Below are 11966 nucleotides of genomic sequence, written 5' to 3'. Positions count from 1 at the left end.
GTCTTGTAAACGAAGTCATCCCGTCGCGGGAAGGGCGATCGGGGAATTCGCGCGGGACGGGCGGCGGGCGGCGGGCGGCGGGCGGCTGGCGGCTGGCGGGCCGCTACATGAGGCCGAGCGCCTTGAAGCTGGCCACGCCGTCGCGGCCGACCACCAGGTGGTCGTGGACGGCGATGCGGAGCGCGCGGGCGGCGTCCACCACCTGGCGGGTCATGTCCACGTCGGCGGACGAAGGCGTGGGATCGCCCGAGGGGTGGTTGTGCACCAGGATGAGCGCGCTGGCCGACAGCTCCAGGGCCCGGCGGACCACCTCGCGCGGATAGACGGGCGCGTGGTCGACCGTGCCGCGGTTCATCACCTCGTCGGCGAGGAGCTGGTTCTTCTTGTCGAGGAACAGCACCCGGAACTGCTCGCGGTTCTCGTGGGCGAGGGCCGCCTTCACATAGGCGAGCAGCGCCGACCACGAGGAGATCAACGGCCGGCGGGCCACCTGTTCCTTCGCGGTCCGAAGCGTCGCCTCGTGCAGCAGCTTGAGGTCCAGCGCCACGGCCTCGCCGACGCCCTTCACCGTGCGCAGCTCCTCGGGCGAGGCGCCCAGGACGGCGCCCAGCGACCCGAAACGGGCCAGGAGCTGCTTGGCGAGCGGCTTGACGTCCTTCTTCGGGATCGAACGGAAGAGGAAGAGCTCGAGCAGCTCGTAGTCCGGCAGGGCCGCAAGGCCGCCGGCCACGGCGCGGTCGCGAAGACGCTCGCGGTGGCCGAGGTGGTGGGGCTTCCCGGAAACGGCGGGGGCCGCCCACAGGTCGAACCGGGGCTCGGGCAGGCCGGAGGCGTCCTCAATGCCGGGCAGGTTGCGCATGGGACACGAATGTTCCCCATGCGTTCTGGATTGGCAAGCCTAGTTGTACGAGACGGTGACCGTGAACGAGCCGGTGTAGGAGCCGGTGGGCGTGCTGTCGCTGATGGTGAGCTGGCCGCCGATGCCGAAGCTGGATGTTCCGGTGGAGCCGGCCGACCCGCTGAGCGCGCCGCCGCCCGAGGTGGCGTTCAGGTTCACCTGGATGGGGTCCTGGTTGCCGTTGCGCGTCAGGTTGAAGTTGCCGGGGTAGCTGATGCTGAAGTTCAGGCCGCCCTCGCCGCTGACGGTGAAGGTGGCTCGCGACGGCGCCGGGGCCGGCCCGTTGGCCATCGCCTGGACGTTGCCGGTGACGCTGCGCGCGCCGGTGGAGGCGTTGATGATGACGTCGCCCGCGCCGGAGGCCGGTCGCATCACCGTGCCGAACGACAGGTCCGAGCCTTTGGTGAGCGTGATCGGCTGGAAGATGGCGATGCTTCCGTTGACCGACTGGTTCGAGGTCGTCTGGGCGCAGGCCACGCCGGCGAGCGCCGACGCCAGGAGGGCGCCGGCGAGGACCTTCAGGGGCTTCGGCAGGCTTGGCAGCATGGTCGATCTCCGCAGACGTCCCGATTTGGGCGGGACGCGGCTTGGCCATAGTCGGTTACCGTCGCGGCAGCAAGTTCCGCGCCAAGTCGTGACCGCGGTCAGCTACCCAGGACGGGCGTTCTTCTCGCCCGCGGGCAAGATGTGCCTCTGTCGCGATCAGTAAACCGGACCGCCATGATGAGAGGGGAGAACGTGGGTTTCTGAAATCCTCCATGCACGGACTGTCGCCGGTGCGGACTCAGCCGGCGGTCACCTTAACGGCGCGGACGACGGCCCCGACCCGGAGACAACCTCGTGGCGCCGGACGTGTTCGGGGTGGCCGAAGCCATGGACGGCGTCCATGCCGCTCCGCCAGGAGAGGGTGGCGACCTCGCAGGTCCCGTCGCCCAGGTCGCGGAACACCGTCTGCCAACCGAGGTCGCCGGGCGTGGCGAGGTAGGTCGCCCCGCCGTTGGTCTCGACGTAAGCGGCGTATTCCGCGCCGTCCGCGGTCCTGATCCGTCCGGCCCTGATCCGTCCGGTCCAGGTCCGCAGGATCACGGGATCAGGCGCCCTGGATCGGCGGCTTGAAGAGACCGGCCGGGGACAGGGTGAAGATCTCGACGCCGTCCTCGGTGACGGCCACCGAATGCTCGCACTGGGCCGACAGCGACTTGTCGCGGGTGACGGCGGTCCAGCCGTCGGAGAGCAGCTTCACCGGATGCTTGCCCAGGTTCACCATCGGCTCGATGGTGAAGAACATGCCGGGCTTCAGGACTTCGCCCGAACCCTTCTGGCCGAAGTGCAGGATGTTGGGCGCGTCGTGGAACACGCGGCCCAGGCCGTGGCCGCAGAAGTCGCGCACCACCGAGCAGCGCATGCTCTCGACGTAGGATTGGATGGCGTGACCGATGTCGCCGGTCGTGGCGCCGGGCTTCACGGCCGCCAGGCCGCGCTCCAGGGCCTCGTAGGTGATGTCGACCAGGCGGCGCGCGCGCGGCGCCACTTCGCCCACGCCGTACATGCGCGAGGTGTCCCCGTGCCAGCCGTCCAGGATGACGGTGACGTCGATGTTGGCGATGTCGCCCTCGCGCAGCACGCGCTCGCCCGGGATGCCGTGGCAGACGATGTGGTTGGGGCTGATGCAGACGGTCTTGGTGTAGCCCCGGTAGCCCAGGCAGGCGGGGAGCGCGCCATGGTCCAGGATGAACTCGCGGGCCAGGTCGTCCAGCTTCTCGGTCAGCACGCCCGGAACGACGTGGGGCGTCAGCATGTCGAGGCATTCGGCGGCCAGGCGGCCGGCGCGGCGCATGCCTTCGAAGTCCTCGGCCGTGTGCAGCTTGATCTGGCCGGTGCGGTATTCGCCGTCGAGAATGTCGGTCATGGGGTGCTCCAGGGGCCTATGTGACGACCCGGAGCCGAAAGTTCAACACGCGGGGCCCCTGGGCGACGAAGCGCGGCGACGGCCTTGGCGGGCGCGAGGGCGCGTGCGAGCGTCCCGTCACGACTCTGTTCGGGGGATATCCATGCGTTTCGCGAAGGCCGCCGCGGCGGCCGTGCTGTTCGCCATTTCCGCCGGGGCCGCCCAGGCCCAGGCCCCCGTTCCGCCCAGGCCGGCCAAGCGTCCGCACGCCGTCGAGGCGCCGGCCGGGACCCGGAACGACGACTACTACTGGCTGCGCGACGACACCCGGAAGAACCCCGAGGTGCTGGCCCATCTGGCGGCCGAGAACGCCTACGCCGACGCGGTGCTGGCGCCGGTGAAGCCGCTGAAGGAGGCCTTGTTCAAGGAGATCACGGGGCGGGTGAAGCCGGACGATGCATCCGTTCCCTACCGCCAGCGCGGCTACTGGTACGCCTCGCGCTTCGAGGCCGGGAAGGACTATCCGGTGCTGACCCGCCGGAAGGATCAGGTTGGCGCGGCCGAAGAGGTGCTGCTCGACCAGACCGCCATGGCGCAGGGCAAGGGCTTCTTCAAGGTCGGCGCGTGGGTCGTGAGCCCCGACAACCGCCGGCTGGCCTGGACCGAGGACACGGTGGGCCGGCAGCAGTTCGTCCTGAAGGTGAAGGACCTCGCCACCGGAAAGGTGACCGAGGAGGGCGTGTCGAACATCGAGCCCGACCTCCTGTGGGCCGACGACAACCGCACGCTGCTCTACATCGAGAAGGACCCGGTGACCCTGCTGTCCAAGCGGGTGAAGGCCCACGCGCTGGGGACGCCGGCCGCCGCCGACCGGCTGGTCTACGAGGAGCCGGACGACGCCTTCTACATCAACCTGCACCGGACCCGCTCGAACGGCTTCCTCTGCATCTTCCTGTGGAGCACCACGGCCAACGAGGAGCGCTGCGCGCCGGCCGCCGCGCCCCGGGACTTTGCTGTCGTCGCGCCGCGCGAGAAGGACCACCTCTACCAGGCCGACCACTTGAACGGCCGCTGGGTGATCCGCACGAACTGGCGGGCGCCGAACTACCGGCTGGTGACGCAGCCCGACAACCAGCCGCTGGGCGACAAGGCGCGCTGGACCGATTTCGTGGCGCACGACCCGGCCGTGTTCATCGAGGACGTCCGGCTGTTCGACGGCTTCACGGCGATCGAGGAGCGCGCCGGCGGGGTGAAGCGTCTGCGGCTGCTGAAGGCCGACGGGACATCGACGGTCGTGGCGGCGGACGAGCCGGCCTACACCATGGGCTTCGGGGACAACGCCGAGCCGGACGCGGCCGCGTTGCGCTACACCTACACCTCGCTGGCCACGCCGCTTTCGACCTACGACCTGGACGTGGCGACGGGGAAACGGACCCTGCTCAAGCAGACGTCGGTGATCGGCTACGACGCCAGCCAGTACGTGACCGAGCGGGTGTGGGCGCCAGCCCGCGACGGGACCAAGATCCCGGTCTCGCTGGTCTATCGGAAGGGCTTCAAGCGCGACGGGACGGCGGCGCTCTACCAGCACGGCTACGGCAGCTACGGCTCGTCCTCGGACCCCGAGTTCAGCCCGGCGGTGGTCAGCCTGCTGGACCGGGGCGTGGTCTACGCCATCGCCCACGTGCGCGGCGGCCAGGAGATGGGCCGCGCCTGGTACGACCAGGGCCGGCTGATGAACAAGGCGAACAGCTTCACCGACTTCATCGACGTGACACGGCATCTGGTGGCGCAGAAGTACGCCGCCCCGGGCCGGGCCGCCGCCATGGGCCGCTCGGCCGGCGGCCTGCTGATGGGCGCGGTGACCAACATGGCGCCTGAGGACTACCGCGCCATCGTCGCCCAGGTGCCGTTCGTGGACGTGGTGACGACCATGCTGGACGAGACCATCCCGCTGACCACCAACGAGTTCGACGAGTGGGGTAATCCGAAGGTTCCGGCCTACTACCGCTACATGCTGGCCTATTCGCCGTATGACAACGTGAGGCCCACGGCCTATCCGGCGATCTATGTCGGCACGAGCCTTTGGGACAGCCAGGTGCAGTATTACGAGCCCGCCAAGTGGGTGGCGCGCCTGCGGGACAACACCACCAGCGGCCAGCCCATCGTCTTCCGGGTGAACATGGAGGCCGGCCACGCGGGCAAGTCGGGCCGCTTCGGCCGCTTCAGCGAGACGGCCGAGTTCTACGCCTTCGTTCTGGACCGGCTGGGGGTGGAGTAACTCAGCCGCGCCAGGGGATGTGGATCGCGAACGGTCTTCGCGACCCGCCGAAGTCAGGGCCGGGCCGGCGCCGAGCCAGGTGCGGGCTTGACTGCGCGGCCGGTCGAGTTCATCTGGCTCCGCCTTCGTCCGGAAGGCTCACAGGAACCCAACCCCATGCCAAGCGACAGTCGAAGTCGATTGTTCGCGCCGTCGCGGCGGTCCCCGGCCTAGCCCGCATGGGTTAGCTCGCCATGGTCCGTCCCCGGTGGCGGATCGAGAGGTGAGCTATGAACGACGCCCGCAACGAGTCGGTCGGATCGGTCGATCCGATCCTGCTGGCTCAAATCATCGACGAGCATGTCGCGGACATCATCGTCCGCCTGAACGACGAGGACGTGGAAACCGCGTCGGCGGTGCTTTCGCACCTGCCCCTGGAGCGCGCCATCGAGGTGTTCGACCGCCCGGAACTCAGCCGAGCGGGCGAACTGCTCATGAGTCTGCCCGAGGGGCTCGCCGGCCGCATCCTGAAGGGCATGTCGGCGGACAGGGCCGCCGACACGCTGCGCCAACTGGATGGCGCCGACCGCACCGCGCTTCTCACGCGGGTCGACTTCGAGACCGCCCAGTCCCTGAAGCTGCTGCTCTCCTACCCGGAGGGCGCCGCCGGGAGCCTCATGACGACGGAATTCGTGAGCGTGCCCTCGACCTTCACGGTGGCGCAGACCCTTCAGCACATCCGCGAGGTGGAGCACACCCGCGAGACCGTCTATGCGATCCACGTGCTCGATCCTCACACCCGCGAACTGGTGCGGGTGGTGACCCTTCGTCAACTGATCACCGGCGAACCGGAGCAATCGATCCTCGATGTCGGGCCGGAGCGCGAGCCGATCTGGGTCGCGCCCGACACCGACAGGGAAGAGGTCGCCCGGATCATCTCGATCCACGATCTGCTGGCCGTGCCGGTGTTGAACGCCCGCCGCCAAGTGCTCGGGATCGTGACCGTGGACGACGTGATCGACGCCATCGTCGCGGAGAGCACCGAGGACGTTCAGAAGTTCGGCGGCGTCGAGGGTATCGCCGAGCCTTACATGCAGATCGGCTTCCGCAAGATGATCCGCAAACGCGCCGGGTGGCTCTCGGCCCTCTTCATCGGCGAGATGCTGACCGCCAGCGCCATGCAGCACTACGAGGACGAGCTGGCCAAGGCGGTGGTGCTGACGCTGTTCATCCCCCTGATCATGAGCTCGGGAGGCAACTCCGGCTCGCAGGCGACGTCGTTGCTGATCCGCGCCCTGGCGCTTGGCCAACTGCGCCTGCGCGACTGGTGGCGCGTGGCGGTTCGGGAAATCCCCACCGGGCTGACCCTGGGGGCGATCCTCGGGGTGCTCGGCATGACCCGCATCGCGACCTGGCAGACGCTTGGCTTCTTCGACTACGGCGAACACTGGGGGCTGATCGCCCTGACCGTGGGATGTGGCCTCGTGGGCATCGTCACCTTCGGCTCGCTGACAGGATCGATGCTGCCGTTCATCCTCAAGCGGCTGGGGTTCGATCCGGCGAGCGCGTCAGCCCCGTTCGTCGCCACGCTGGTGGATGTCACCGGCCTTGTGATCTACTTCAGCGTCGCTCTGGTGATCCTGCGGGGAACGCTCTTGTGAACCGCGGCCGGGGCGCGGAGGTGCTGGACGCCCCTATCGGCGCCATGGAATCCGGCGACCGATCGCCACACGCTCGGTCGTGAGGTCGCAAGCGTAGGCGAGCACCTCAACGCCAGCGTCGGCCGCCTGATCCAATCCCCGCGCGAACGCCGGGTCGAGGTCGTGGCACGCGCTGAACACCCGGCAGTCGGCGCGCTGGACGATGAACAGCACCGCCGCGCGGTCGCCCTCCGCGACCATGGCCTGGAGTTCGCGCAGGTGCCTGGACGAGCGGGCGGCCACGCAGTCGGGGAACTCGGCCAGGCCCGGGGTGCGCATGAGGTGGCAGTTCTTCACCTCCAGCCAGAGCCGCGGCGCCGTGGCGTCCAGCGGGTCCTCCAGCAGGAAGTCGACGCGGGAGTTCTCGCCGTAGCGGACCTCGCGGCGGTGGGTGGCGTAGCCCGCGAGCTCGGGGATGGCGTCCGCCGCCAGGGCCTCGGCGACCAGGCGGTTGGGATGGAGGGTGTTGATGCCCACGAGGCCGCCGTCGGCCTCCACGAGTTCGAGGGTGTGGGCGAGCTTGCGCTTGGGGTCGTCGGACTTCGACAGCCAGCAGGTCAGGCCCGGCGTGTTCAGGCCCAGCATGGCGCCGGGGTTCGGGCAGTGGGCGGTGAGCGGGGTCCCGTCGTCCAGCACCACGTCGGCGAAGAAGCGCTTGTAGCGCGACACCAGGCGGCCGCGGATCAGGGGCGAGGGGAAGTCCATGGGCGGGCGGATAGCAAGCCTCGCCATCCTTGTCGTCATGGCCGGGCTGGTCCCGGCCATCCATGCGCGTCCACCTCGGTGGGCTTGCCGGGCGCGTCGGCGCGTCTGGGTCCCCGGGACAAGCCCGGGGATGACGGGGTAGATGTGAGTCATGAGCGAGACGACTTCCGACCGCGTGACCGCCGCGGTGCTGATCATCGGCGACGAGATTCTCTCGGGCCGGACCCAGGACACCAACCTGCGCGACATCGCCCGGTACCTGGGCGTGCTGGGGATCGACCTGGCCGAGGCGCGCACCGTACCCGACGTGATGGAGGAGATCGTGGCGGCGTTGAACGCGCTGCGCGCCCGCTACGACTACGTCATCACCACCGGCGGCATCGGGCCGACCCACGACGACATCACCGCCGACGCGGTGGCCGCCGCGTTCGGCGTGGAGCTGGTCGAGCATCCAGAGATCATCGCCATGATGGAGGCCCGCTTCGGCGACCAGCTCAACGCGGCGCGGCGGCGGATGGCCCGCGTGCCGGTGGGCGGGGACCTGGTGAAGAACCCGGTGCAGGGCCCGCCCGGCTTCACCATCGGCAATGTCTTCGTGCTGGCCGGCGTGCCCCAGATCATGCGCGGCATGCTGGAGGACGTGGGGCCCAGGCTGCGCGGCGGACGGCCCACGGTGTCGCGGACGGTGCGGGTCGAGGGGAGCGGCGAGGGGGCGCTGGCCGCGCCGCTGGAGGCTGTGGCCAAGGCCCATCCGGGGATGTCGCTGGGCAGCTATCCGTTCTTCACGCCCGACGGCTACGGCTCGAACCTGGTGCTGCGCGGGCGCGACCCGGACGAGGTGGCGGCGGTCGTCGGTGAGCTGATCGCGGCGCTGGCGGAGGCGGGGATCGGCGGCGCCCGCGAGGTCGAGGCGTGACAAAGGGGTAATTTGGCGCCCGCGGCGCGGTGTCATATGTTCGGCCTACATCTCTGGGGAGAGTGCCATGTTGATTTCGATGCTCGCCGCTGTGGTCATGCTGGCGGACGGAACCCCGGCCGCCGCCGAGGGCGCCAAGAAGGCCGACGACGCCAACAAGATGATCTGCAAGAGCGAGGCGGTCGCCGGCTCGCGCATGCCCAAGCGGATCTGCGCCACCAAGGCCGAATGGGAGCAGCGCCGTCTGGACGCCAAGGACGCCCTCGACAAGAGCCAGACCAATCGCCCGCTGAACGGCACCACTGGCGACTGATCGCCCGGCGGTTCGCCGCAGCACGCCCGATTCGCCGTCACCGTAAAGTCACTTTGCGGATGTGGATAAGTTGTGCGCAAATGGCGGCGCTTCAGGGCGTCGGCCAAAGGAGCGCCCGTGGGTGTGAAGGGCGCCAAGCGTCCTGAGCGTGATGGGGCGCCAGGGGTGAAGACTCTAGCCGTGATGTCCCGCAAGGGCGGGGCGGGGAAGACGACGGTCGCCGTCAATCTGACGCTGGCCGCCCGCGTCATGGGCGTGAGGGCCGTGCTGGCCGACGCCGATCCCATGCGCAGCGCCTGCGAGGTGCTGAAGGGCCGCGACGAGGCGGCCTCGGTGCTGTTCGAGACCAGCGCCGCCAAGCTCTTCACGCTGACTCAGGCCTGCCAGCGCGGCGGCGTGGAGCTGCTGATCATCGACACCCCGGCCGCGCCCGAGGCCGACGTGGCCGAGGCGGTGAAGGTGGCCGACCTGTGCCTGGCCGTGGCCCGCCCCACCTACCTGGACCTGGCCGCCGCGGTGATGTCGGTGGCGGTGATCCAGCGCCTGGGCCGCGAGGGGCTGATCGCGCTGAACCAGTGCCCGCCGGCCCGCAACGGTGTGGAGCCGCCGGCCGTGCTCAAGGCGTTCGAGGCGCTGCGGTTCGCCAGCCTGCCGGTGGCGCCCGTGGCGCTGCGCTCGCGCGTGGTCTACCAGACCGCCTTCGCCCAGGCCCGCTCGGTCATGGAGATGGACGGCGGCGGGGCCGCCGCGCGCGAGGTGCAGGAGCTGTTCGGCCACGTCTGGCGCCAGCTCAACGGCGAGGGCCGCGCGCCGATGCGCACGGCCAACGACGACCTGGGCCGGACCCACGCGCGCGCCGGCCTGGCCATGGTCCCGACCGCCTAGACGCCCTTCGACAGGACGATCTTGCCGCCGGCGCCGCCGGCCTCCAGCCGCTCGTGCGCCTCGACCACCGCCTCGAAGGGCAGGACCGCGGCGATGTTGTGCTTCAGCCAGCCGTCGCGCAGGGCGCGGGTGACGTACTCGGCCGCCTCGGCGTGGGCGGCTTCGGACATCACGTAGACGAGGACGAAGCGGATCGTGGCGTCCAGGCCCACGAACGACCAGAACGGCAGCCTGGGTTCCGGCTCGGCGTCCGAGGCGTAGGTCGCCACCACGCCGCGCGGCTTCAGCACCTTCAGGATGGCGTCGAGGTTGGCCCCGAAGGCCACCTCGACGACGCGGTCCACGCTGCGCTCGCCGACGGCCGCGGCCACGTCCTGGGTCTTGCGGTCGACCACGAGGTCGGCGCCGGCGCGGCGGGCGACCTTCGCCTGTTCGGCGTTGCTGACGGTGGCGATGACGCGGGCGCCGCCGTGTTTCGCGAACTGGATGGCGTAGAAGCCGACCGCGCCCGCGCCGCCGGCGACCAGCACCGTCTGGCCCGCCACCGGCCCGTCGGCGAACACGCAGCGGTGGGCGGTCATGGCCGGCACGCCCAGGCAGGCGCCGTCCTCGAAGCTGACGCCCTCGGGCAGGGGCACGGCCTTGGCGGCCGGGACCGTGGCGTAGTCGGCGGCCGTGCCGAACGGGCGGCCGAGCTGGGTCTCGTAGAGCCAGACACGCTGGCCGACGCGGGCGGGATCGACGCCGTCGCCGACCGCCTCGATGACGCCGGCGCCGTCCTGGTGGGGGATGATGCGGGGGAAGGGCATGGCGACATTGCCGCGCGCGCCGCCCCGGCCCTTGGTGTCGGACGGATTGACCGCCGAGGCCCGGATGGCGACCAGCACCTCGCCCGCCGCGGGCTGGGGCGTCGGCATCTCGCCGGCGACCAGCACCTCGCGCGCCGGACCCTTCTTCTCGTACCACACCGCCCGCATCCCGTTCTCCAAGCTTGACTATGGGGCCGCTGCATTTGGGGTGGCCGGAGCGCGCCGCAAGGCCGTCCGCGCCATCATCCGGACACGCCTTCGCCGCAGGTGCGAAATTTCCGTGGCGTCACCCTCTGGATTTCGACCGTGGCGGTCCCCAACTAGGGCTCAAGCGCGGCCGCGTGGGGCGGATCGCGGAACATCCATACTTCCAGGAGTGAGCATGTCGGGATCGGTCCGTATGGCCGTGGCGGTCCTGGTGTCTCTGGTCGTCGCCGCGTGCGGCGCGAAGCGGGCCGAGCCCGTGCAGGGCCCGCCCCCCGTCACCGTGTCGGCGCCGCTGGCGCGCAAGATCGTGGACTGGGACGAGTTCGTCGGCCGGTTCGAGGCGATCGAGGAGGTGGATGTCCGACCCCGGGTGTCCGGCTACGTCCGTTCGCTGCATTTCCACGACGGCGACCTGGTCAAGAAGGGCCAGTTGCTGTTCGTCATCGACCCGCGCCCCTACGAGGCCGCGCTGGCCCAGGCCCGGGCCGAGACCAAGCGCGCCGAGGCCGAGGCCGCGCGCGCCAAGCTGGAGCTCGCCCGCGCCGAGAAGCTGCTGTCCACGGGCTTCGTCAGCCGCTCGACCTATGACGCGCGCAAGGCCGAGTGGGAGACCGCCGAGGCCGCCGTGGGCGCCGCCCGGGCCGCCGAGCAGGCGCGAGCCTTGGACGTGTCGTTCACGAAGGTGACCTCGCCGATCACCGGCCGGGTCTCCGACCGCCGGGTGAGCGTCGGCAACCTGGTCAGCGCCGAGGGCGCGGAGCCCACCCTGCTGACCACGGTGGTTTCGCTGGACCCGATCCACTTCGCCTTCACCGGCTCGGAAGCCGTGTACCTCAAGTACCAGCGGCAGAACCGCGAGGGGTCGCGCACCAGCTCGCGCGACGCGGCCAACCCTGTCGAGATCCAGCTCCAGGACGAGACCGGCTACGCCTGGCGGGGCCGCATGGACTTCGTGGACAACGCGCTCGACCCCGGCTCGGGGACGATCCGCGGCCGGGCCGTGGTGCGCAATCCCGACCTCTTCCTGACGCCGGGCATGTACGGCCGGATGCGGCTCCTGGGCTCGGGCGCCTACGACGCGCTGGTGATCCCCGACGCGGCGGTCATGGCCGACCAGTCGGACAAGATCGTGCTGGTGGTGGGCCCGGGCGACACCGTCCAGCCCCGCAAGGTGGAACTGGGCCCGCTGGTCGACGGCCTGCGGGTGGTCCGCTCGGGCCTCACCGGCGCGGACCGGGTGATCATCGAAGGCCAGCACCGGGTCCGCCCGGGCATGAAGGTCGTGGCCCGCCCCGGCCGCATCGTCGCGTCGGCGCCCACGGCCCCCAGGCCGGAGGTGGTGACCCCGCCGTCGTCCGACGCCACCACCGCCCGCGCCGCGGAGTAGG

At 70.4% G+C, this 11966-nt stretch carries 12 protein-coding genes; 6 read left to right on the top strand and 6 right to left on the bottom strand.

Features of this window, described 5'->3' with window-relative positions; translation table 11 throughout:
* Positions 1–103: 103 nt before the first annotated feature.
* From radC to map, 4 genes are all read right to left on the bottom strand, one after another.
* Positions 104–859 (bottom strand): RadC family protein, encoded by a 756-nt coding sequence (gene radC, locus ACK4TT_RS15550; protein ID WP_409639818.1) that lies wholly within the window; start codon positions 857–859, stop codon positions 104–106.
* Between the two features lie 39 nt (positions 860–898).
* Complete coding sequence (locus tag ACK4TT_RS15545) at positions 899–1444, bottom strand: DUF4402 domain-containing protein (protein WP_409639821.1); 546 nt, start codon at positions 1442–1444, stop codon at positions 899–901.
* 249 nt (positions 1445–1693) lie between these two features.
* Positions 1694–1984 carry a hypothetical protein gene (locus ACK4TT_RS15540; protein ID WP_409639824.1) on the bottom strand — a complete coding sequence of 97 codons (291 nt, stop codon included), beginning with the start codon at positions 1982–1984 and terminating at the stop codon, positions 1694–1696.
* Between the two features lie 4 nt (positions 1985–1988).
* Complete coding sequence (gene map, locus ACK4TT_RS15535) at positions 1989–2807, bottom strand: type I methionyl aminopeptidase (RefSeq protein ID WP_409639826.1); 819 nt, start codon at positions 2805–2807, stop codon at positions 1989–1991.
* 142 nt (positions 2808–2949) lie between these two features.
* On the opposite strand from map, the gene ACK4TT_RS15530 reads away from it, so the two are divergent.
* Entirely contained in the window at positions 2950–5064 is a 2115-nt protein-coding gene (locus tag ACK4TT_RS15530) for a S9 family peptidase (RefSeq protein ID WP_410213363.1), read from the top strand.
* Between the two features lie 269 nt (positions 5065–5333).
* Positions 5334–6704: a magnesium transporter gene (gene mgtE, locus ACK4TT_RS15525; protein ID WP_410213362.1), complete on the top strand. Its 1371-nt coding sequence runs from the start codon at positions 5334–5336 to the stop codon at positions 6702–6704.
* 33 nt (positions 6705–6737) lie between these two features.
* On the opposite strand, the gene sfsA is transcribed toward mgtE, so the two are convergent.
* Complete coding sequence (sfsA, locus tag ACK4TT_RS15520; RefSeq protein ID WP_410213375.1) at positions 6738–7448, bottom strand: DNA/RNA nuclease SfsA; 711 nt, start codon at positions 7446–7448, stop codon at positions 6738–6740.
* 151 nt (positions 7449–7599) lie between these two features.
* Between sfsA and ACK4TT_RS15515 the strand changes: the two genes are divergently transcribed.
* The 3 genes from ACK4TT_RS15515 (at position 7600) to ACK4TT_RS15505 (ending at position 9562) form a co-directional block, all read left to right on the top strand.
* On the top strand, positions 7600–8364 hold the full coding sequence (locus tag ACK4TT_RS15515; RefSeq protein ID WP_410213361.1) for a competence/damage-inducible protein A: 765 nt from the start codon (positions 7600–7602) through the stop codon (positions 8362–8364).
* A gap of 67 nt (positions 8365–8431) precedes the next feature.
* A complete protein-coding gene (locus ACK4TT_RS15510) occupies positions 8432–8677 on the top strand; it encodes a hypothetical protein (protein ID WP_409642611.1) in 246 nt (81 codons plus the stop codon).
* Positions 8678–8842: 165 nt separating this feature from the next.
* On the top strand, positions 8843–9562 hold the full coding sequence (locus ACK4TT_RS15505) for an AAA family ATPase (RefSeq protein WP_410213360.1): 720 nt from the start codon (positions 8843–8845) through the stop codon (positions 9560–9562).
* On the opposite strand, the gene ACK4TT_RS15500 is transcribed toward ACK4TT_RS15505, so the two are convergent.
* Positions 9559–10539 (bottom strand): NADPH:quinone reductase, encoded by a 981-nt coding sequence (locus ACK4TT_RS15500; protein ID WP_409642607.1) that lies wholly within the window; start codon positions 10537–10539, stop codon positions 9559–9561. The two genes, ACK4TT_RS15505 and ACK4TT_RS15500, sit on opposite strands and share 4 nt — an antisense overlap.
* A 214-nt stretch (positions 10540–10753) precedes the next feature.
* Here ACK4TT_RS15500 and ACK4TT_RS15495 point away from each other — a divergent pair, with 214 nt between their 5' ends.
* Entirely contained in the window at positions 10754–11965 is a 1212-nt protein-coding gene (locus ACK4TT_RS15495) for an efflux RND transporter periplasmic adaptor subunit (protein WP_410213359.1), read from the top strand.
* Position 11966 lies beyond the last annotated feature (1 nt).

It is taken from the genome of Phenylobacterium sp., from assembly GCF_046463815.1.
Lineage (GTDB): Bacteria > Pseudomonadota > Alphaproteobacteria > Caulobacterales > Caulobacteraceae > Phenylobacterium.
Note: the sequence above shows the minus strand (reverse complement) of the source record. Positions and strands in the feature narration are given on the sequence as shown.